Here is a 23777-nt window from a genome sequence, read left to right on the forward strand (position 1 = left end):
TCCTCTCATTGACGTAAACATGATCGAAGCAGTCGTCGAGGGACTAGACTCGCATGAAAAATCACGGAGATATTCTGTGAATGCAATTCAGTAAAACGAAAACGAATGCGCTTGCGGTCCTGAGCCAGGTCGCATCGCACCGAACGAAGAAACAGAACGTCCGCTAGCAACATAACAAGCAGTCAACAGCGGCCGGAAGAACAAAGCCTGGGGAACGACGTGTCAGTGCTGTCTATTCATGACGAGCCAAAGCAGGAGCTCGCTCAAACGCTTTCGCACGCGCACGCGAGTCATCGCGCCGTGTTGCGCCCACGCGCGCACGCTGCCGCGCGCCGCCGCCCACGACCGGTAAGCCAGCGTATGCGGTTCGCAGCAGATGCGATCCGCGCAGGCCATGCCGGCATTGCGCTTTTGATCCCGCCGATTGCGTTGTTTGCGCCGATTGCACCCCTTGCGTCGATTACGCGATCAGGCCGCGCGCCGCTCGATTCCTGAGCACGCGACACACCGCGTCAAGCCACTACATTCAGCGTCAAGCCTTGCCGGGTCATCCACAGGAACCAGGCGGGGCCAGCGCGGCACCTGGACGGGCGCCGCATGGAGAGACACGTCATGAAGATTCTCAAGCACTGGTTCGCGCGCCGTGAGGCCAACACTCACCGACGCGGCCCGAGCGTCACGGCCTCGCCCCTTCTGCTCGCGCTGGAACCGCGCGTCGTCTATGACGCGTCGGTCGCAGCCGTCGCCGTGCAGCCGCACGCGCATCAACACGAACACACCGACACGCATCGCAGCACCGAAACACAAACGGATAGCGGCTCGATCAACGCCACGCCTGCGAGCCAGAACAGCGGCCAGCAATCGAACGCCGCAGCGCAGACCACGCAGGACTCGCACGCCTCCGGTCGCCACGCAAAGACCGACGATGGCCGCGTCAATCCGCACGCCGGACAGACACCGCGCGACACCGCGGCTGACACGAGCGGCATGACAGCCACCGGCCAGACCGAGGTGGTGTTCATCGACCCGAGCGTGGCGAACTACCAGACGCTGATCGCAGGCCTGCCCGCCGGTACGCAGTACGTCGTGCTCAACGCCAGTACCGACGGCTTCGCGCAGATCGCGCAATATCTGCAATTGCATCAGGGTGTGGGTTCGATCAGCCTGATTTCGCACGGCTCCGACGGTCTCGTGCAAGCTGGTTCGGCCTGGCTGAACACGTCCGACATTTCCGCCTATCGCAGCGAGCTCGCGCAGATTGGCGCGGCGATGAAGCCGGGCGGCGACTTCCTGATCTACGGCTGCGATCTGGCGCAGCAGGCCGACGGCCAGGCGCTCGTGCAGCAGATCGCTGCGATCACGCATCTGAACGTGGCGGCCTCGACCAATGCGACCGGCGCAAACGCGCTCGGCGGCGACTGGACGCTCGAATACCAGGTGGGCACGGTGCACACCGCGCTGAACGAATCGGCCAGCGCCCAGTCGCAGTTCAACGAGCTGCTCGGCGTGACGACGGAAACCTACGACAGCGCGGCGGCCAACAACTTCGCGGCGGTCGGCCAGTCACAGTTCACGCTCGACGGGCTTGTCTACACGTTCGACCAGCCCAGCAACACCTACGCCTATAACGCGTCGAACTGGCCATTCCCGAGCGACATTTCCAACTCACCCACCGACGGCGTGCTGGAAATCAATGCTGACGGCGCCTCGACGATGCGCAACGTCACGATCTCGCTCGCCAACGGCCACCTGTTCAGCCTGCAGAGCTTCGATCTGAGCTCGTTCAACGGCGACCTGTACATCCAGGCCAACTACGCCAACGGTTCGAAGAGCTCGATGATCCAGCTCGCCACAGCCGTGGTAGGCGGCTTCGAGGGCACCGTGTCGAACCAGAACCAGCTCGGCACCGCGTTCAACAACATCGTCTCGTTCTCGCTGATCGACCAGAACGACACGGGCAGCTTCGAGCCCACGCTGAACAACCTCGCCTATATCGACAGCGGCCCGAGCGTGACCGCCTCCAGCGGCAGCGCGTCCTGGGTGTCGAGCGACAACGGCGTGGGCGGCACGGCAGTAGCGGTGGACCCCGGCATCACGCTCACCGACCCTGGTTCGTCCTCGGCCAGCAGCGCCACGGTGCGCATCACCAACGTCCAGAGCGGCGACCAGTTGTCGTTCGTGGCGCAAAACGGCATCAGCGGCAGCTACAACAGCGCTACCGGGATCCTGCTGCTGACCGGCAGCGGCTCGCCGAGCCTCGCCAGTTGGCAGGCCGCGCTGCGGTCGATCACGTACTTCAGCACGCAGACCTCGCCCAGCCTCTCGACCACCACGCGCTCCGTGTCGTTCGCATTCAACGACGGCGTGAACACAAGCAACGTGGCCACGCGCACCGTCACCATCACCGCAACCGACCAGACGCCGCTCGTGACGGAGGGCGGCGCGGCCAGCACCAGCTATATCGCCGGCACGTCCCCGGTCGCGATCGACTCCAACCTGCACGTCAGCGACGCCGACACCCCGAAGCTGACCACGGGCACCGTCTCGATCGCAAGCGGCTACACGTCGGGCGACACGCTCGCGTTCAGCAATTCGAGCGCGACGCTGTACGGCGACATCGTCGGCAGCTACGACTCGAGCTTGCACAAGCTCACGCTGACATCGGTATCCAACAACGCCACCGTCGCGCAATGGCAGAACGCGTTCGATGCCGTCACGTTCTCGAGCCCGACGGGCTCGTCGGGCGGCACCCGCGACATCACGTTCTCGGTGAGCGACGGCACCAAGACCAGCGCGCTGCTGCACCACAGCATGGTGGTCACGCTGGGCCCCACAGTCAGCACCGACATCGGCTCGGCCCAGTTCGTGAGCGGCGACAACGCCGCCTCCACGCCGGTCGCGGTCGACCCGGGCATCCTGCTCGCCGACGGCAACAGCTCCACGCTGGCCAGCGCGACGGTCTCGATCACCGGCAACTTCCAGATCGGCCACGACGAGCTGGTGTTCGTCAGCAATCCGTCGACGATGGGCAACATCAGCGGCGTCTACGACAGCGGCACGGGCATTCTGACGCTGACCGCATCCGGCGGCGCGTCGCTGCTCCAATGGCAGAACGCGCTCGCCTCGGTCAGCTTCACGAGCGACCTGATCACGCCGTCGACCGCCAACCGCACGGTCAGCTTCCAGATCAACGACGGCACGCTGACCAGCTCGATCGCCACGCGCACCGTGGCCGTGACGGCCACGGACCAGACGCCGGTGCTCGGCGGCGGCGGCAACAGCTCCGCGTTCGTCGCGGGCGACAACGCCGCCTCCACGCCGGTCGCGGTCAACAACGCCATCACCGTGGCCGACCTGGACGGCGGCCCGCTGCAGCAGGCCGTGATCTCCATCACGGCACACTACGAGGCCACCGACGTCCTCGCGTTCAACAACAACAACACCGCGCTGTACGGCAACATCTCGGCCATCTACGCGAACGGCGTGCTGACGCTGAGCTCGTCGGGCAACCAGGCCACACTTGCCCAATGGCAGAACGCGCTGCAAGCCGTCACCTACGACTCGACGGCCATCACGCCGGGCAACAGCTCGCGCACCGTCAGCTTCGTGGTGAGCGACGGCACCAGGACCAGCACGGCGGCCACCTCCACCGTGACGGTTGCCGATACGGATCAGACGCCGCTCATCGTCGGCTCGTCGGGCCACACGACGTTCACGCAGGGCAACAACACCGCCTCCACGCCCATCGTGATCGATCCCGCCATCACGGTGTCCGATCGCGACAACAGCACGCTGTCGCAAGCGAGTATCGTGATTAGCAGCGGCTACGATGCCAACGGCGACGCCCTGCTGTTCACCAATGACGGCTCGACGATGGGCAACATCACGAGCGCGTACTGGAACGGCGTGCTGGTGCTCACCTCGTCGAGCGGCTCGGCCACCCTCGCGCAATGGCAGGCCGCGCTGCGCTCGATCAGATTCACGGACGCCGCCTCGGCGCCCTCCGGCACGCAGCGTGTCATCAGCTTTTCCGTCAGCGACGGCGTGAAGACCAGCGACGGCTTCCAGCGCTCGATCAACATGGTGCTGACCGACCAATCGCCAGTCGTCACCGACAGCAGCGGTACAACGACCTTCACCTCGGCCGACAACGCGAGCTCCACGCCCGTCGTGGTCGACGCCGGTGTGACGCTGACCGATGCCGATTCGCCGACCATGACATCGGCCACCGTGGCGATCACCGGCAACTTCCATGGCGGCGAAGATGTGCTGGCGCTCGGCAGCGGCTCGTTCGGCGACATCCAGGCGGCCTTCAATTCCGGCACCGGCGTGCTCACGCTGACCTCGGCGGGCGCCTCGACCACCGCGCAGTGGCAGGCCGCGCTTCGCTCGGTCACTTATACGGACACGGCCGCCGTGCCGCAGACCGCGAACCGCGTCATCACCTTCAGCGCCAACGACGGCACGAAATCGAGCATCGGTTCGAGCAAGGTCGTCGTAGTGGATGCGACGCACCAGACGCCGGTGCTCGGGGCCTCGCGCAACAGTCTGACCTGGCTGCCCGGCCAGGCCGCCACCTCGATCGACAGCGGCATCACGCTAACCGACCTGAACGCGAGCGGCTCGACGCTGGTCTCGATGACGCTCACGGTGCAGATCACCTCGGGGCTGCAGAGCGGCGACACGCTCGGCTTCAGCCTGCCGACGTCGACGCTGACCAACGGCATGACCCTCAACTACGACGGCACCAGCGGCACGCTGACGATCACCTCTAGCGGCGGCACCCTCGCGCAATGGCAGACGGTGCTCGACCATCTGCAGTTCTCGACTGCCGCCGACGCACCGATCGGCACGCGCACGCTCAGCATCACCATCAGCGACGGCGTGAAGACGAGTGCTCCGATCGACTACAGCGTGAACGTGATCAGCTCCGCCCCGCCGCTGGGTACGACCAGCACCGGCAGCGTGAGCTTCGTGGCCGGCGACAACACCAGCGCGACGCCAGTGGTGGTCGATCCGAACCTGACGATCGCGGACCCGCTCGGCAACGTGGTCGACAGCGCGGTGTTCGCCATCACGGGCAACCTGCACAGCGGCGAGGACCAGCTCTCGTTCGTCAACGATGGCCTCACGATGGGCAACATCACCGGCAGCTACAACTCGTTGAGCGGCGTGCTCACGCTGATTTCGAGCGACGGCTCGGCCACGCTTGCGCAATGGCAGGCCGCGCTGCGCAACGTCACCTACACGGATACGCTCGTCACGCCGAACAGCGCCACGCGCACCGTCAGCCTGGCGGTGAACGCCGGTCCGCAGTTCAGCAACGTGCTGACGCGCCTCATCACGGTCTCGCAAACCGACCAGACGCCGCTGCTGTCCACCAGCAGCACCGGCAGCGCCTCCTTCGTGGCGGCCGACAACGCGGTGTCCACGCCGGTGGCGATCGACACCAGCATCGTGCTCGCCGACCTCGACAGCCCCACGCTGGCCTCGGCCACCGTGCAGATCGGCGCGGGTTTCAACGCTGGCGAGGACCTGCTCGGCTTCGTCAACGACGGCCTCACGATGGGCAACATCACGGCCAGCTACGACGCCATCCACGGCACGCTCACGCTCGCCTCGGCCGATTCGGGCGCCACCCGGCTCCAGTGGCAGAACGCGCTGCGCGCGGTCACCTACACGGACACGGCCATCACGCCCGACAACACGCAGCGCTCCATCGGGTTCACCATCAGCGACGGCACAAAATCGAGCGGTGTCCTGACGCGTACCGTCAGCGTGACCGACACCGACCAGACGCCGGTGATCTCGACCAACAGCACCGGTTCGACCACGTTTGTGGCTGGCGACAACGTGGCCTCCACGCCGGTCGCGATCGACACCGGCATCACCCTGTCCGATCTCGACAACGGCACGCTGGCGTCGGCCACCGTGCAGATCGGCGCCGGCTTCCATGCCGGCGAGGACGTGCTCACGTTCATCAACGACGGCACGATGGGCAACATCGGCGGGACCTACGCCCCGACCACCGGCACGCTCACGCTGACCTCACAGAATCACACGGCCACCCTCGCGCAGTGGCAGGCCGCGTTGCGCTCGATCACCTATCTCGATACGGCGATCACGCCGGACACGACCACGCGTACCATCGATTTCACCGTCAACGACAACGTGAAGACGAGCGCCGTCTACTCTCGCGACGTGAGCGTGGCCGACACCGACCAGACGCCGCTGATCTCCACCAGCAGCACCGGCAGCGCCGCGTTCGTGGCCGCGGACAATGCGCCTTCGACGCCGGTCGTGATCGACGATGGCATCGCGCTCGGGGACGCCGACAACACGACGCTGGCTTGCGCGACCGTGCAGATCGGCGCCGGCTTCCACGCCGGTGAGGACATACTCAGCTTCACCAACGACGGCACGATGGGCAACATCACGGCCAGCTACGACGCCGTGAACGGTACGCTCACGCTGACTTCCCAGAACGCCAGCGCCACGCTCGGCCAATGGCAGGCGGCATTGCGCGCTGTCACCTACACGGATACGGCGGTCACGCCCGATACGACCACACGCTCCATCGGCTTTGTGGTCAACGATGGCGTGAAGCACAGCGCTGCGCTCACACGCGACGTCACCGTGGCCGCTACTGACCAGACCCCGCTGATCTCGACGGGCAGCACGGGCGCGGCCAATTTCGTGGCGGGGGACAACACCGTGTCCACGCCAGTCGCGATCGACAGCAACCTCTTGCTCAGCGATCTCGACAACAACACGCTGGCTTCGGCCACCGTGCAGATCGGAAGCGGCTTCCACATCGGCCAGGATGTGCTTGGCTTCATCAACGACGGCTCGACGATGGGCAACATCACGGCGACCTACGACGCGGTGCACGGCACGCTCACGCTGACCTCGGCCGATTCGACCGCCACGCAGCTGCAATGGCAGAACGCGCTGCGCGCCGTCACCTATACCGATACGGCGATCACGCCCACGGCTGTGACGCGCACCGTCGGCTTTACCGTCAGCGACGGCACGAAGACGAGCGCTGCGTATTCGCGCGATGTCACGGTAGCCGACACCGACCAGACGCCGATCGTGAACTCCACGAACGGCGGCTCGGCCTCGTTCGTCTCTGCCGACAACGGCCCGTCGACGCCCGTCACAATCGATTCGGGCATCGTTCTGAGCGACCGCGACAACGCGACGCTCGCATCGGCGACCGTGCAGATTGGCGCGGGTTTCCATGCTGGCGAAGACGTGCTCTCGTTCGTGAACGACGGCGCGACGATGGGCAATATCACCGCGAGCTACGATGCGACGCACGGCGCGCTCACGCTGACTTCGGCGGGCGCGACGGCCACGCTCGCTCAGTGGCAAAACGCGCTGCGCTCAGTCACGTATATCGATACCGCGATTACGCCCAATACGGCCACGCGCGCGATGAATTTCAGCGTGAGTGATGGCGAGAAATCGAGCGCCGCCCATACGCGCAATGTCAGCGTCGCCGCAATCGATCAAACACCGCTGATTTCGTCGGGGAGTACGGGTTCGGTCTCCCTCGTTGCGGGCGATAACGTCGCTTCGACACCGGTGGCTATCGACACGGGCATCACGCTTTCGGATCGTGACAATACGACGCTGGCTTCGGCTACCGTGCAGATTGGCGCGGGTTTCCATGCTGGCGAAGACGTGCTCTCGTTCGTGAACGACGGCACGACGATGGGCAACATCACCGCGAGCTACGACGCAACGCACGGCACGCTCACGCTGACTTCGGCGGGCGCGTCGGCCACGCTGGCGCAATGGCAAAACGCGCTGCGCTCGATCACCTACACCGATACGGCGATCACGCCTGACACCGCCACGCGCACGATCAGTTTCAGCGTCAACGATGGAGTGAAGTCGAGCACGGAGATTTCACGCAGCGTAACCGTGACGGATACGGATCAGACGCCGGTTATCGCCACAAGCAGCACAGGTTCGGCATCGTTCGTCGCAGCCGACAATGCACCGTCAACGCCGGTTATCGTCGACACGGGCATCACGCTTTCGGATCGTGACAATACGACGCTGGCTTCGGCTACCGTGCAGATTGGCGCGGGTTTCCATGCTGGCGAAGACGTGCTCTCGTTCGTGAACGACGGCACGACGATGGGCAACATCACCGCGAGCTACGACGCAACGCACGGCACGCTCACGCTGACTTCGGCGGGCGCATCGGCCACGCTGGCGCAATGGCAAAACGCGCTGCGCTCGATCACCTACACCGATACGGCGATCACACCCGACACCGCCACGCGCACGATCAGTTTCAGCGTCAACGATGGCGTGAAGAACAGCACCGCCCTCATGCGTGACGTCACCGTCGCGGCCACGCACCAGACCTTGCTGATCGACACGGGTAGCGACACGCTGAGCTACACCGCAAGCGGCAAGGCCACCGCGACGATCACCGTCGGCGACAACATCACGCTGACCGACCGCAACACCACGCCGCCCACCTCGGCCACGGTTGCCTTCAGCGGCGCGTTCGACGCCCAGCACGACGTCCTGGCCTTTGCATCGAGCGCGGCGACGGGCGACATTGCCGCAAACTACAACGCCGCAACCGGCACGCTCACGCTCACCTCAGCGAACTCAACGGCGACCCTCGCGCAGTGGCAGGCCGCGCTCGCCGCAGTAACCTACCGCGACACTCAGGCCGAGCACAGCAACGGCACGCGCACGCTCGTCTTCACGATCGCCGACGCGAGCAGCACGAGCGCCGTGGCCACGCGCACGGTGAACATCGTGGGCGTCCCGCAACCAGTCGGCACACCAATCCTGCCGCAGGAAAGCGCCACCAGCGCTGCGCCCCAGGACGTCACGCCGCCGCCCGTGACCGGCACGACGCGCACCGATCCGCTGATCCTCTCCGGCCTGACCGGCCGCGAAGATGGCGTCGCGAACCCGCTAATCGTGTTGACCGGCGCGGCGTCACGCGTGCCGGTCGGCACCATCGTCGCGCCGCCGACCTTCACGTTCTCGACGGCCGGCATCCACGCGGATTCGTTGGGCCATACCCGCGTCGATCACCTCGATTCGATCGTGCCGACTGCCACCGATACGGCGCCCGTCAGTGCGCATACGCAGCCAGCCATCGACGTCCATCCGCTGCGCGCCGCCAGCGGCGGCTTCACGCTGAATGTCGCGCCGCTGACGTCCGACGCGCACGCCGGAGAAGCGGCCAACATCACGCTCACGCTCGCCAATGGCGCCGGGCTGCCCGCCTGGTTGCATTACGACGCGGCGCACGGCGTCCTCACCGGCACGCCGCCCGCGGGCGTGCGCGAAGTGCGCGTGGTGATGCAGGTGCGCGACGCGGCGGGCAACGTCACGAGCCGCGAAATCGTGATCCGCTTCGATACCGCACACGCCGCAAAACCCGCGCAAGGCAACGCCACGGGCCATGCCGCAACGCCATCCGTGCCGCACGCGCCGCACGCCGACGTTCCTGCGGCCAAAGCCTCGCTTGCCGCCCAGTTCGCCCAGGCGCGCGCGGCGCTGCACGTCGCCCGCGACGACACGGCGGCTGCCGCGAACACGGCGCGCCGCTCATGAAATCCGCATTCGTTTCGCCCATCACTACTTTTACGCAACTCGCTACTTTTTCGAAGAGACCCGACGAAGTGAAAAAAACATCGCCTACGGGACGCATGCCGCGTCCCGCCCTGCTCGCGGTTGCCGTTGCCGTTCTGTGGCTGTCTGGCTGCGCGATCAAGCCCACGCCTTTCACCGACGCCGAGCGCGCCGAAACCGCCCGCGCCGACCGCACGACGATGTTCGCCAACCAGCAACCCGTGAGCGGCCCGATCACGCTCGACGAAGCGATGGCGCGCGCGATCCGCTACAACCTCGACCATCGTCTGAAGATGATGGAAGAGGCGCTCGCACAGCATCAGCTCGACCTGTCGAACTTCGATCTGCTGCCGAAGCTCACCGCGCAGGCCGGGTACACCAACCGCAATCACCCCCTCGCTTCGTCGTCGCAAGGTCTCTACACCAACGAACAGTCGCTGATCCCGTCGTACTCGACCGACCAGAATGACCGCACGGCGGACCTGAGCCTGTCGTGGAACGTGCTCGATTTCGGCGTGAGCTACTTCGAAGCAAAGGAACAGGCCGACCACGTGCTGGTGCTCGAACAGCGCCGCCGCAAGGTCGTGCAGCTGATGATGCAGCAGGTGCGCGAAGCTTACTGGCAGGCCGTGGGCGCACAGCGTCTGCGCGATCGCATCGGGCCGCTGCTCGATCAGGCGAAGAGCGCGCTTGACGATTCACGCAGCGCCCAGGCGCAAGGTCTGCGCTCGCCGGTCGAAACGCTCAACTATCAGCGCACCCTGCTCGATCTGATGCGCCAGCTCGAAGCCGTGCGCGACCAGCTTGAAGAAGCCAAGCCGCGTCTGGCGTCGCTGATGAATCTCGAACCGGGCCAGGACTACACGCTCGCGCCCGCCGATGCCTTCAGCGTGCCCGCCTTCGACATGGCCATGCCGAAGATGGAAGACATGGCGCTGCAGCGCCGCCCCGAACTGGTCGAGGCGAGCTACAACGAGCGCATCAGCGTCAACGAGACCCACAAGGCGATGGCCAAGCTGCTGCCCGGCATCGAGTTCAGCCTCGGCGCGCACTACGACAGCAACAGCTTCCTCGTCTACAACGCGTGGCGCTCGGCGGGCATCAGCGTGAGCTGGAATCTCCTGAACCTGCTGAACTACAAGTCGATTCACGGCACCGCGCAGGCACAGCTCGACGTCGCCAAGGTCCAGCGCATGGCGCTGAGCATGGCCGTGCTCACGCAGGTCCACGTCGCGCGCAGCGAACTGGCCGCCAGGACGCGCCAGTTCGACCTGCTCAAGCAGCTCAATGACGTCGATCAGCAGATCCTGGAGCACACGCACAACGCGACCATCGCGAACGCCCAGGGCAAGCTTGAGGAAATTCGCGTGGCGACCGCGGCCATGATGTCGGAGCTGCGTCTCTACCAGAGCTACGGCGAACTGGAGAGCGCATACGGCCAGATGCTGGCGACGCTCGGTCTCGATCCGGTGCCCGATGCCGTCGGTGGTCACGATCTGGCCGCGCTCGAACAGTCGATCGCCGCGGAGCGCCAGCAGTGGGACCGGCTCGCGCGCGGCGTCGATGCCACGCCGGCGATGTCGCTGCCCGTGCAGCCCGGCCCGACGCTGACCGCCGCAGCGCTTTCCGCAGGAGTCGCAGCGAAATGACGCAGTTCACGCCGTTTTTGCATGCCCGCAGCGCCGTTGCCCTGGCGCTGCTCGTCGCGGCAGGCGCGGCTTCGGCGGCCGCGCCCGCTGCGGTGCCCAATGCTGCGCCAGCCTCACCCGCGGCGAACGCCGCGGCCCCGCTGGACAGCTCCGACTCGCGCGCCCGCATCCAGCTCGTCTCGCGCGATCAGGTCGACGTGTCGAGCGAGATCTCCGCGAAAATCGCCGCCCTGCCGTTCCGTGACGGCGACGCGTTCCGCGCCGGGCAAACGCTCGTCGCGCTCGACTGCTCGCTTTATCACGCGCAGTTGCAAAAAGCCCAGGCCGATGCCGACGGCGCGCGCGATCTGCTCGCCACCAACCGCAAGCTCCAGGCGCTGCACTCGATCGGCGATCTCGACGTCCAGCAGGCGCAGGCCAAGCAGAAAGCCAGCGCCGCCGACGTCGCCTACATGCAGGCGACGGTGCGCAAGTGCACGATCGCCGCGCCCTTCGACGGACGCGTGTCGAAACGCAGCGCCGCGCCCCAGCAGTTCGCGGAACCCGGCAAGCCACTGCTTACGATCGTCGATACGGGTCATCTCGAACTCAAGATGATCGTGCCGTCGAAATGGCTGGTGTGGCTCAAGCCGGGCCACGCGCTGAACGTGCAGGTCGACGAAGTCGGCAAGGCCTATCCGGCCAAGGTCGCGCGCATTGGTGCGCGCGTCGATCCGGTCACGCAAACCGTCGATGTGACGGCGGCGTTGAACGGCAATGCGCCCGAGCTGCTGCCGGGCATGAGCGGATGGGCGACCTTCGCGCGGTGATGCAATGATGGACACATCCACGGCCGAAGAAGCGGGCCAGAAAGCCGCTCAGGAAGCGCCACCGCAGCCGCGCATCGACGCTCACCAGCTCGCGCTGCTCTGGCAACTGTCGGCCCGTGCACGCCAGGCGGCGAGCGAATCGACGCTGGGTTTCACGATCGTCAACGAAACGCTTGCGCTCGTGCCTTACCGGCAGGCGGCGTGGTGGCGCGGCGACGCGCCAGGTCACGTCGCCGCCGTCTCCGGGCTGCCGCAAAGCGACCCGAACGCGCCATACGTGCAATGGCTGAACGCCTTGTGCAAGGCGCTCGCGAACGGTCTGCGCAACGCGCCGCCAAAGCACGCAGCGGCGCACGTCGAAGGCCAGGGCGCGGCCGTGCTGCCCGCGCGCCCACAGGTGCGCACCTTCACCGCCGCCGATCTGCAGGCCGATGCGCCGCACGTCGCCGCCGAGTGGAGCGCGTGGTGGCCCGCGCACGGCGCCTGGCTGCCGCTCACCGATCGCGCGGGGCATCCGGCAGGCGGCGTGGTGTTCGCGCGCGACGAGGCGTGGACCGCCACCGACGCCTCGCTGCTCACCGAGCTGGGGCAGGTCTGGGCACACGCATTTCAGGCCTTTGCGCCGCGCGCCAGCTGGCGCGAACGGCTGCGCGCGGTATTGAAACCCGGGCGCACGCAACGCCGCGTGTTGATCAGCGTGGCGGTGGCCTGTGTGATTCCGCTGCGACTGACCGTGCTCGCACCCGCCGAGGTCACGCCGAAAGACCCCTTTATCGTGCGTTCGCCGCTCGATGGCGTGATCGATCACTTGTACGTGCAACCGAACCAGCCCGTGCAGCGCGGCACGCCGCTCTTCGGGCTCGACGCCACGACGCTGCAGTCGCGCTATGCGGTCGCGCGCAAGGACTTCGATACCGCGCAGGAGGAATTGCGCCAGACCGCGCAGCTTGCCGTCACCGACGATCACACGCGCCTCGATATGGCCGAGCGCCAGGGCAAGCTCGAACAGAGCCGTGTGGAACTCGATTACACGGCGCGCCAGCTCGCGCGCGTGAACGTGAGCGCCACGCGCGCGGGCGTGGCTGTATTTAGTGATCCAAACGAATGGACCGGCAAGGCTGTCGCCGTGGGCGAAAAGATTCTCGTGCTCGCTGATCCGGCACATGTCGAAGTCACCGCGTGGCTCCCTGTTGCCGATAACATCGACGTGAAGCCCGGCACGCGCCTCACGCTCTATCCGAAGAGTTCGCCGCTATCGAGCTACGACGCGACGATCGATTCGGTCGCGTGGCGCGCTGAACCGACGCCCGAGGGCGTGCTCGCCTACCGCGTGCGCGCGACGCTGGCCGCCGACGACACGCACGCGCCGCTTGGCGCGATGGGCACGGCGCGCATCCGCGGGCCGTGGGTGCCGGCGATCTACTACGTGCTGCGCCGCCCGCTGACGCTCGCGCGCCAGTGGCTCGGCTGGTGAGGCCGCGGCCTGCCGCTGTCATGCGCCGCTGCCATGCGAAGTTGCCACACGCCAATGCCCTATGTAGTCACCCAACGCTGAAGCCTCAATCCGCACCATGTCCCGACTTCCGCCGTTGCGTCAGGAACTGACGCTCACGCCAGGCGCAGCGACGCCCGATGGCGCGCCCACCTGGATGCTGCACGATCCGGCCGCGAACCGCTTCTTCCAGATCGGCTGGCCGGCCTTCGAACTGCTATCGCGCTGGCCGCTCGACGATGCGCGCGCGATCGTCGAAAGCGTGAACCGCGAGACCACGCTTTGCGTCACGCCCGACGATCTCGAAGCACTCGTGCGCATGTTGCGCCAGCAGAACCTGCTGATCGCCACTCATGCGCAGGACACCGCGCGCCTGCAGCAGCACGCCGATGCGCAGCACACGTCGCGGGCAATGTGGCTGCTCAAGCACTATCTGATGATCCGCGTGCCACTCTGGCATCCCATGGCGTTTCTGCGCCGCACCGCGCGCTATGTCGCGTTCGCGTACCGCCCCGCCTTCTGGACGGGCGTCGCGATCGTCGCGCTGCTGGGGCTGTTTCTGGCCTCGCGGCATTGGGACGAATTCGTCCACACCTTTCACGGCTATGCGGACTGGCGCGGATTGATTGGCGTAGGCATCGCGCTGGGCTTCGCCAAGGTGCTGCACGAATTCGCGCATGCGTTCACGGCGCAGCGCTACGGCTGCCGGGTTCCGACTATGGGCGTGGCGCTGCTGGTGATGGTGCCGGTGCTCTACACGGATACGACCGAAGCCTGGAAAGTACCCGGACGCAGACAGCGCCTGTGGATCGGCGCGGCGGGCATGCTCAGCGAAATCGCGCTGGCAGCGCTGGCGACGCTGGCCTGGAGCGTGCTTCCCGACGGCCCGCTGCGAGCGGGCGCCTTCATGCTCGCGACCACCACCTGGATTGCCACGCTCGCCATCAATGCGAGCCCGTTCATGCGTTTCGACGGCTACTTCCTGCTCTCGGACTGGCTCGATATGCCGAACCTGCACGACCGCGCCTTCGCGCTCGGGCGCTGGTGGCTGCGCGAATGGCTGTTCGGGTTCGGCGATCCGCAGCCGGAACCTTGCACGGCGGCCAGGCGGCAGTTCCTGATCGCCTTCTCGTTTGCGACCTGGCTGTATCGCGTGATCGTGTTCATGTCGATCGCGCTCGTGGTGTATCACGCGTTTTTCAAACTGCTGGGAATGCTGCTGTTCTGCGTCGAATTTGGCTGGTTCATCGCGCGGCCGATCTGGCGTGAAGCGCATCTGACCTGGCAACGCCGCGACGAACTCCACTGGCGCCGCGAAACCCGACGTTCGGCGCTGCTTGGTGCAGCCCTCGTCGCGTTCTTCGTGCTGCCCTGGCATGCTGGCGTGAGCGCACCCGCTGTGCTCGGACCGTTGCGCGCGCAAGGGCTTTATACGGTCGAAGCCGGCTATCTGGCTGCCAATCCGCCGCCCGCCCGGGACGGCCAGCATGTGCGCGCGGGCGAGACGCTCGCCGTGCTCGTGTCGCCCGACCTGGAGGGCCGGCTGGCCGAAGCGAAGGCAAACGAAGCGCAATTGCGCTGGGAAGTCGAACAGCAGCCCTTCGACGACCGGCTGCAACAGCAAGGCACTGCACTGGCGCGCCGCTGGGATGCGGCGAGACAAACGGTGGCGGGACTGGAAGCCGAGATCGCGCAACTCACGCTGCGCGCGCCGTTCGACGGCACCGTGCAGGCCGCCGACGAACAGCCCGCGGCGCTCACCTGGCTGCCACGCGGTGAACGTGTGTATGACCTGATTGCCCCGGACGGCGTAAAGGCCGATGCCTATGTCAGCGAGAACGACGTCACGCGCCTGAAGGCAGGTCAACCCGCGGTGTTCGTGGCGAGCCTGCCCGAACTCGCGGCGCGTCGCTGCCGTATCGATGCGATCGACAAGGTCAATGTGGCCACGCTAGACGCGCCATCGGTGGCGAGCACTTACGGCGGTCCCATTCCGGCCGAGCAGGACGCGAAAACGCATCGCCTCGTGCCGCTGCAGGCAACCTGGCAGGTGCGGCTGGGCAGTTGCAACGACAACACCGGTATCGGCCGCGAGATCAACGGCACGGCACAGTTAGGCGCAGGACGGGAAAGCTGGCTGGGGCGAGGGGCGCGCTTTGTCGCCGCGGTCCTGCAGCGCGAGGTGGGATTCTGATTGAAGGGGGAAGGAATGTTCGGAGCGTCTTGGTGGGAGAAGGCGATGTTGCTGCGATGCCGGCTCGCCCACTTGCACTCGGGCGGGCCGCTACGCCCACGCTCAAACTCAGGATTGGCGGCGCAGTTAGTCCTTTAGCCAGCGCGCTCTGCTCCCCCGTCAAGCCGTCGCAACGATTCACATCAAAAGAGATGTCGCCTGCCGCGCATCGATGGCCCTCTGCGTGCCACTGGCTGATCCACACCAGGCAACGCATCGCTCACCGTAGATCAGTTGCGCCGAGCACGCGCGAAGGGCGGTTTTTGCCGCGCAATCGCCTTCGCCTATATCGAGATTAAAGATCCGGCACGCCGCTGTATAACAAAACTGAACTTACATTGTTGCGGAAGTAGCTGTGTCACGGAGTGAGCTTTGTAGTCCAGCGTCTACCCCATACTGGGACGGGATCGATCCTGCGTATCGGTGCGGCCACCAAGCACCATTCGATTGATAGGCAAGTCTCGACTGTGCGCCGTGCTCATGAGAGGTAGCTGATACCTCAATTGTCAGCGTGCTCACGCGCGTTGCGGCGAATAGCCTGAGGTGGTTCACCAAACGCTCGCAGAAACGCACGGCGCATTCTGTCTGGATCAGCAAAACCCGTTTCTCGCGCAACGACGTCAATTGGCAACCTGCCCTGCTCGACCATGAGACGCGCAGCTTCCAACCGCAGGTTCTCGACAGCCTTCATCGGTGATTGTCCGGTCTCCTCACGAAACGCACGGCTGAATTGGCGCACACTCAGATTGGCGGCTTCAGCGAGCCTGTCGACTGTCAGCGGGGTGTGCAAATTGCCTTTCGCGTAGACCAGCGCGGTTTGTATCCGGTCAGTTTTTGCATCGAGGTCCAACAGTGTGGAGTGCTGTAACTGTCCACCGGCACGTCGATGGAACATGACCATTCGCTTGGCGACAATTCGCGCTACCTTTGCGCCAAGATCTCTTTCCACCATCGAAACCGCAAGATCGGTCCCTGCAGTCATGCCCGCGGACGTCCATACCGGACCGTCCACGATAAAGATCCGATCTTCTTCGACTTTGACCTTCGGATACGTCGTTTGCAATTCGCGCGCGTGTGCCCAGTGAGTCGTGGCGCGCCGATCGTCCAGAACACCGGCCTGAGCCAGGAAGAACGCGCCCGTGCACATTGAGGCAACGCGTCGGGTGTTTTTCACGGCGCCTTTCAAATATTGAATCAGCCCGGCGCTCGCCATATGCGAGCCAGTGATGACGCCGCCGATGATCACCGTATCGAATCCCCCTTCAGCGAAACTGTCCGTCATGACGGAATATCCGAGAGAACTTTGAACCGGTCCACCGCTTTCAGATATCAGACGTATCTCGTAGTACGGCTCCTTCGTCAGTCGGTTTGCGAGCTCAAACACAGTTAGTCCGCCGAAAATCATGACCTGGAAGCCTGGAACGACGATGTAGCCAATGCGCAGCATGATAAGTCCCGAAAAATAGCAGGCCATAACCTTACGTCCTGCAAGCTGGCGCGTGGCGCGAGCCTTCGCCTGCTGAGCTGTGAGTCTAACGAGCGATCCCGATGCCGATAAGACTGACCGCGCCAGCATGGCCAGAATTGTCGGAAATACGTCCTTTCCGCGGCGTTGAGGGCTTCTACCATTAGCGGATTCCCGAGTCTTACGTCGGACTATTCTAGAAACCCCTATGGAAAGCAATCTCTCTGGAACAGAGTCTATTCTTGTGCCCTCTATTTCGCGCCGTGCGTTCGTCGCGAGCGGGATGGCTTTGGGTGCGAGCCTGCTACTGGATCGCGGGGCGCAGGCGCAAGGCCCTGATACCGAACGCGCATCCGCTATCAAGGAATACGACGTCAACACCAATGGCATCACCCTGCACGTAACCGAACAGGGAGAGGGGCCAGCCGTACTGTTCTGCCACGGGTTTCCGGACACTTCCTACACGTGGCGCCGGCAGATGAAAGCCGTGGCGTCTGCCGGATTTCGGGCAATTGCTCCTGATATGCGCGGCTACGGACGCAGTTCGGCACCGGCAGATCCCAGCTTGTACACGCCGCTGCAAACAGTGGGCGACCTTGTGGGCCTGCTCGATGCATTGAAGGTTCAGGACGCTGTCCTTGTCGGTCACGACTGGGGCGCAACACATGTGTGGCAAGCAGCATTGATGCGTCCCGACCGATTCAAGGCCGTGTTCTGTCTGAGCGTGCCGTTCGTTCCTCGTGGGGATATCAGCGTCTTCGAGAAGATGCGCAAGTCCGGCCACCAGGATGACTTCTACATGTTCGAACAGATCCGGGCGGACGCCGATCAGATCTGGGCCGACGCCACGGTGACCATTCCGGGAATCCTGTACTGGGCCTCGGGCTCCGCTCCCGCAGACGAGCGATGGAGTCCTATGGATCCGGCACGGAGTCTTCACCGTGCGGCGCCCGGACCGTTACCGTCATGGGCAGATCCGGATTACGTTGCGCATAACGTAGCGGAATTTCAGCGCACCGGCTTTCACGGTGCGCTGAATTACTATCGGGCCGCTGAACCGTACTTCTACCTGTCCGCTCCATGGAAGGACGCCAGGATTACGCAGCCTTCGTTTTTCATCTGGGGCAAGGCAGATGGCTTGAAAGAGCTTTATCCGCTGACCGTGGACCAGATGCGCTCCGGCGTTCCAGGTCTCATTGGCGGTCTCGAACTCGACAATGTGGGCCACTGGGTACAACACGAAGCGCCTGATGTGGTCAATGAGCAACTCGTCAAGTTCCTGCACGCCGTAACGCCCAGCTGAGAAACGGATTTCACGATGGTGACAGGCAAAAGCCCCGTGTACAGGTTGAACAAGGGAATTGAGACGCCCGCATTCGGACTTGGGGTGTTCCGTAGCGAGCCTGAGAAAACCGTAGCCGCGGTCAGATCGGCCGTCGCAAATGGATATCGGCTGATCGACACCGCTGCGGCCTATATGAACGAGCAGCAGGTTGGAGAAGGTATCCGCTCGTCCGGTGTCCCTTGGGAGGACGTCTTCGTGACGACCGAGGTGTGGATCACCGACAACGGCTACGACCATGCCGGATTGCCGAGAACATCGATATCTTCGACATCGCACTCGCGTCGGAAGAAGTTCAGGCAATCAGCGCGCCCGACACCGGCGACCGAGGCGGACCGGACCCGGAACAGGTGAGTCCGCCATACTTTCCCATCATCAATCGTGATTAAACCAGACCTCCTGATCTCAGCCATGTCGCGCCGCACGCCGCGCGCCAATGGAACAGCCTTTGATGCAAGCCTGTTGTTGAGCAAAGCAGTTTTTGGTGCTGGGGCTGCCGGCGGCACGGTGGTTGTCGGCGCCAGTGCAGCTAACGTCCCTGATCTGACCGTGCATACCTTCAGCTCGCCGCGCCACACAACGCGCTACCTGGAGGCTGGCCCTGCCGATGGACCGTTGATGATCTTCCTCCATGGCTGGCCCGAGATCGGCCTGATGTGGCGCGCACAAATCGAGGCGTTCGCATCCGAAGGCTGGCGCTGCGTTGCACCGGATATGCGTGGCTATGGCGGCTCATCGGCGCCGGCCGCAACCGAGGCCTATGCCTTGCACGAGATTGTCCACGACATGGTCGAGCTCCACGACCATTTGGGGGCGCGCCCGGCAATCTGGGTTGGCCACGACTGGGGAAGCCCTGTGGCCGCAGCGCTCGCTGCGCACCATGGGGCGCGTAGTTGCGGCGTGGTGTTGATCTCAGTCCCTTACTTTCCCGAGGGCTTCGCGCTGCCCAATCTCTTGCCGCTGATCGACCGTCAGCTGTACCCTGCGGACCGATATCCGGATGGGCAATGGGATTACTTCCGCTTTTACCTGACGCACTTCAGCCAGACGGTGAGCGATTTCGAGGCGGACACCCCGGCAACGCTAGCGTCGCTCTTTCGGCGCGGCAATCCTGCTTCTGCAGGCCAGGTCTCTGCTTCCGCCTTGATCACCGAAAAAGGTGGGCGTTATGGCTCAGCGCATCGCGCCCCGGCGACACCGCCCGATCCGGCGCTCTGGCCGCCTGCCGACTTTGACGCGCTGGTCGATGCGTTCGATGTCAGTGGCTTCCGTTCGGTCAACGCCTGGTACCTGAACGATGCCGCCAACATTGCCTACGCGCGCGCAGCGCCGCAGGGCGGCCGGCTACGGCGGCCCGTTTTGTTCGTCAACGGTGATTGGGATCCCATCTGCGACATCAACCGCAGTCGCCTCGGAGAACCCATGCGTAGCGCTTGCGCCGCCCTCTCCGTTACGAACCTGCCCGCTGGCCACTGGCTTCCGCTTGAGCGCAAGGCGGAGCTCGTCCAAGCGATTCGTGCATGGCTTAAGACGAGCGCGTTGTAGCAGGTGGACCGGCCGGGCGAACGTCTTCCCGTCGAAATTAACCCGTTCGTCGATTGGCTGAAGCAACGCTAGTGCAAGACAAGAGCGACGAATCAATTCGACTGCGCTATCTTTGAGTCTTCAGATTCTCCTCCCCGTCAATCGAACAATGAAACCTGCTTTAAGCGAACCGTCAGGCGTTCTGATCACTGAGCGCTTGTGGCTACGGCCGGCGAGTCGTCAACATGTGTCGGCTTTGCTGGGATATAGCATTGCTAATCGAGCACATCTGCAGCCATGGGAGCCGTCCCGGCCCGAAGCGTTCTACACGTTGCCGTCGATTGAGGCACGGCTCGAATCCATGGAAAAGCAAATCGCGGCTGGCCTTGCCATACATCTGTTGTTTTTCGACAAAGAGGAAGGTCAACTGATCGGCGACTGCAACTTTACTAACATCGTACGAGGGCCGTTCCAGGCATGTCACCTTGGCTTCTCGATTGCGCATGATCATGAGGGGCGTGGGTTGATGCGTGAATGTCTCGCTACTGCAATCCAGTATATGTTCGCCGAGCTTGGGCTACACCGTGTCATGGCGAACTATCGACCCGAGAACAAGCGAAGCGCGCAGTTGCTCAATAAGCTGGGCTTCGAGCAAGAAGGCATCGCTCGCGCATACCTGAAAATAAACGGTGTTTGGGCGGATCATGTCCTGACTTCACTGATCAACCCAGCGGACGTTTGATCTCTTGTCAACGCGCCCGCCTTGCCACGCTTACCAATGCTTTCTTGACGCCGCCGCTGCTACCTGAATCTGCGCGTAGGCATGCCGATAAGGCACGAAACCTACGCTACCCAATAATCTACAAAGGCCTTTACCTCATCGCGTGATCGAAAAAAAACCTGCGCGCTGGTGAAACGACGCAATGGCCTTCCACATCAGCTCGGGATTTGAATACATGGGGAAATGTCCGCAGTGCGGGATCTCAGCCAGTTCGACACCCTGCTCGCGGATATGATCGAGGTAGGAAAGCGATGAGTTCTGTTCGCCATACATGAACATCCGCGGAAACGGCAGGCCGAGAAACTTCGCCATCAGGTTGCCGTTGTCAGAGAGGTCGACCATCGACCGGAAGATGCCGCCAACCGCTTCGGCACGTACCTTGTGACGCAGGCTCGCCGAATAGAGCGCGCTCGCGTACGCCGGGGCGTGTAACGCGCGTTCGATGAAGTCATCAAAAAACCGCAGAGCATCATCGCGCGGGTGCTCGATGATCTGCCGGCTGAGAAAGCAGTCCTCCGGTGCGAGGTTGCCTTCAATATCGACAAAGCTGATCACGCGCTCCGGATGCCGATGTGCAAGCATCAGCGCAGTGAGGCCACCCATCGAATGGCCAACCAGATGAAAACGTTCGAATCCGGCTCGCTCCAGCACCGCAAGCGCCGTATCCACGAGGAACGGAATGCTGATCTTCGAGAGCTCGGCGCAACGCGTCTCGCCGCAACCCGGCGCGTCGTATGCGACGAACGGATGACCGGCGAATTGCGCCTGACGGACAATATCGGCGTAGTCTTCCTTGGTTGAGCCAAACCCGTGCAGGAACAGGATCGGCGCCTTCTCGCCGTCCCGGCGGATAGCCGAAACGTCCAGCTTCGATTCATCGACGGAAAACACGAACTGTGCGCGGGTAAATTCTGCAGTCATCTTCTTTACTCTCTGGATAAGGAACGCTTCGCACCGGCCACGACGACATATGAACCGTCGAGGCCGGCCACTTTTGCGACGCGTTAGTTTGTCAGCGTCCGGCAGAAGTCTTGAATTGCTGCACAAGCGCGCAACAGCGACTCGTCATCGAGCGCATACGCGATGCGGATGTAAGGCCCGAGCCCGAATGCGCTCCCGTGCACAGTCGCAACGCCCTTCTCGTCGAGCAACGCGTTGACTACGGCTTCGTCGCTATCGAGACGCACACCCGACGGCGTGGTCTTGCCGAGCAGGTCTTCGCACGATGCAAACACGTAGAACGCGCCTTGCGGCACTGCACAGTGCAGACCAGGCGCCTGGTTGATCTGCTGGACGAGCAAATCGCGACGGCGCTGGAACGCCTCGCGCGAATGCTCGATGAAGTCCCGCGGCCCAGTCAGGGCGGCCAAAGCCGCGTATTGCGAAATCGTCGATGCGCCTGACGTCTGCTGACCCTGCAGTTTCTCCATCGCTTCTACCAGCCAGCCGGGACCGGCGCCAAAGCCAATGCGCCAGCCCGTCATCGCGTAAGCCTTCGACACACCGTTCATCGTGAGCACACGGCCGCGCAATCGGGGCTCGACCTGGGCGATCGTGAAAAATTCCAGGTTGTCGAAAATCAGATGCTCGTAAATGTCATCGGACAGTACCAGCACCTGCGGATGCGCGAGCAGCACTTCGGCCAGCGCCTGCAGTTCCGCGCGGCTGTATACCGCGCCGGTCGGGTTCGACGGCGAGTTCAGGATGAGCCAGCGCGTGCGTGGCGTTATCGCGGCTTGCAATGCATCGGCTGTGAGCTTGAAGCCGCTACCAGCGTCGCACGAGACGATCACTGACTGCGCGCCGCACAATTGAACGACTTCGGGATAGCTCACCCAGTACGGCGCCGGCACGATTACCTCGTCGCCTTCGTTGAGCGTCGCGGCCAGCGCGTTGAAGATCACCTGCTTTCCGCCGCTGCAGACAAGCGTGTCGCGCCAATCAACGTCGAGGCCGTTTTCGCGCTGGAACTTCGCGGCGATCGCTTCGCGCAGCGCGCGTAGCCCCGCCACCTGTGTGTAGCGCGTATGGCCCGCGCAGATAGCGGCAATGCCCGCGTCGCAAACATGCCCGGGCGTGTTGAAATCCGGCTCGCCGGCGCTCAACGAGATAACGGCGGAGCCGCTCGCGCGCCGTGCCGCGACGCGATCCATAACTTTGTAGGTTGCCGACGGGCGTGCGGCGGCAAGGAAGCGGTTCAGACCTTCAGCCGACGCGTTCATTGTGGCTCCCTCCAGTTCGTGAGACCCATCAACTCCAGCGTGCTGCGGCCTTCACGTAGCGCGTCCATCATCTTCGCTTCCTTGTCGGCACGTGCCTGCCCCTGCGCCATGGTCTCGCCGACGTGTGCAGCAGGAATCACGAGGACGCCGTCATCATCCGCGACAACGAGATCGCCGGCAGCGACGGGCGTTCCCGCGAAGTTGATCGTCTGACCGACCGACGGCGAACTCGCCTTGATGGTGCCGCGCATACAGATGCCGCGAGTGAACACCGGGAAGCGGCGCGCCGTGAGTGCCGCGATGTCACGCACACCGCCATCGATGACCAGACCCACGACGCCGGCTGCTTCCGCGGCCACCGTCAGCACCTCGCCCCAATAGCCCGCAACGAAGCCGCCGGTCGATATCACGAGCACGCTGCCGCGCGGCACCCTCTCCATTGCGATATGGATCGAGAGGTTGTCGCCAGGCGAGCATTCGAGCGGATACGCCGCACCGGCAACCGACGCACCCGACCATACCGTGCGGATGGCGGAGTCGACGGCGCTGGTGGCAACACCCGACGCTTCATAGAGCGTGGACGTGCCCAGTCTGAGCGCTTGTTCCAGCAGGGGCTGAGCGTAGGATTGAGCGATAGTCATG

General features: G+C 64.2%; 13 protein-coding genes. 9 read left to right on the forward strand and 4 right to left on the reverse strand.

Translation table 11 applies throughout. From position 1 onward, the window contains the following. Positions 1-612 precede the first annotated feature (612 nt). The 5 genes from F4827_RS23470 (at position 613) to F4827_RS23490 (ending at position 15762) form a co-directional block, all read left to right on the forward strand. Entirely contained in the window at positions 613-9600 is an 8988-nt protein-coding gene (locus F4827_RS23470; protein ID WP_183727349.1) for a DUF4347 domain-containing protein, read from the forward strand. After that, a complete protein-coding gene (locus F4827_RS23475) occupies positions 9597-11267 on the forward strand; it encodes a TolC family protein (protein WP_183727347.1) in 1671 nt (556 codons plus the stop codon). The genes F4827_RS23470 and F4827_RS23475 overlap by 4 nt, the downstream gene beginning before the upstream one ends. Next, positions 11264-12076 (forward strand): efflux RND transporter periplasmic adaptor subunit, encoded by an 813-nt coding sequence (locus F4827_RS23480; protein ID WP_183727344.1) that lies wholly within the window; start codon positions 11264-11266, stop codon positions 12074-12076. Before F4827_RS23475 ends, F4827_RS23480 begins: the two co-directional genes overlap by 4 nt. 7 nt (positions 12077-12083) lie before the next feature. Then, positions 12084-13550, forward strand: coding sequence for an efflux RND transporter periplasmic adaptor subunit (locus F4827_RS23485; RefSeq protein ID WP_409258847.1), 1467 nt, complete (start codon positions 12084-12086; stop codon positions 13548-13550). 97 nt (positions 13551-13647) lie between these two features. Then, positions 13648-15762 (forward strand): HlyD family efflux transporter periplasmic adaptor subunit, encoded by a 2115-nt coding sequence (locus F4827_RS23490; protein WP_183727340.1) that lies wholly within the window; start codon positions 13648-13650, stop codon positions 15760-15762. Between the two features lie 538 nt (positions 15763-16300). On the opposite strand, the gene F4827_RS23495 is transcribed toward F4827_RS23490, so the two are convergent. Continuing rightward, complete coding sequence (locus F4827_RS23495; RefSeq protein ID WP_183727643.1) at positions 16301-17248, reverse strand: GlxA family transcriptional regulator; 948 nt, start codon at positions 17246-17248, stop codon at positions 16301-16303. 226 nt (positions 17249-17474) lie between these two features. Here F4827_RS23495 and F4827_RS23500 point away from each other — a divergent pair, with 226 nt between their 5' ends. From F4827_RS23500 to F4827_RS23515, 4 genes are all read left to right on the forward strand, one after another. Continuing rightward, positions 17475-18569: an alpha/beta fold hydrolase gene (locus tag F4827_RS23500; RefSeq protein WP_221303784.1), complete on the forward strand. Its 1095-nt coding sequence runs from the start codon at positions 17475-17477 to the stop codon at positions 18567-18569. Between the two features lie 15 nt (positions 18570-18584). Then, the gene (locus F4827_RS23505) at positions 18585-18962 is read left to right on the forward strand and encodes an aldo/keto reductase (RefSeq protein ID WP_183727338.1); all 378 of its coding nucleotides are present in this window, start codon (positions 18585-18587) and stop codon (positions 18960-18962) included. Positions 18963-19019: 57 nt separating this feature from the next. Further along, the gene (locus F4827_RS23510; RefSeq protein ID WP_183727335.1) at positions 19020-20153 is read left to right on the forward strand and encodes an alpha/beta fold hydrolase; all 1134 of its coding nucleotides are present in this window, start codon (positions 19020-19022) and stop codon (positions 20151-20153) included. 148 nt (positions 20154-20301) lie between these two features. Then, positions 20302-20874, forward strand: a complete 573-nt coding sequence (locus F4827_RS23515) for a GNAT family N-acetyltransferase (RefSeq protein WP_183727333.1) — start codon at positions 20302-20304, stop codon at positions 20872-20874. Positions 20875-21009: 135 nt separating this feature from the next. Here the strand turns inward: F4827_RS23515 and F4827_RS23520 are convergent, their stop codons facing one another. The 3 genes from F4827_RS23520 to F4827_RS23530 all read right to left on the reverse strand — a co-directional run bounded on the left by F4827_RS23520 (position 21010) and on the right by F4827_RS23530 (position 23776). Next, the gene (locus F4827_RS23520; protein WP_183727639.1) at positions 21010-21834 is read right to left on the reverse strand and encodes an alpha/beta fold hydrolase; all 825 of its coding nucleotides are present in this window, start codon (positions 21832-21834) and stop codon (positions 21010-21012) included. Between the two features lie 83 nt (positions 21835-21917). Beyond that, a complete protein-coding gene (locus tag F4827_RS23525) occupies positions 21918-23135 on the reverse strand; it encodes a pyridoxal phosphate-dependent aminotransferase (RefSeq protein ID WP_183727331.1) in 1218 nt (405 codons plus the stop codon). Beyond that, positions 23132-23776: an RraA family protein gene (locus F4827_RS23530; protein WP_183727329.1), complete on the reverse strand. Its 645-nt coding sequence runs from the start codon at positions 23774-23776 to the stop codon at positions 23132-23134. The genes F4827_RS23525 and F4827_RS23530 overlap by 4 nt, the downstream gene beginning before the upstream one ends. Between the last annotated feature and the right edge of the window lies 1 nt (position 23777).

This window comes from Paraburkholderia bannensis (assembly GCF_014200455.1).
Taxonomy (GTDB): Bacteria; Pseudomonadota; Gammaproteobacteria; order Burkholderiales; family Burkholderiaceae; genus Paraburkholderia; species Paraburkholderia bannensis_A.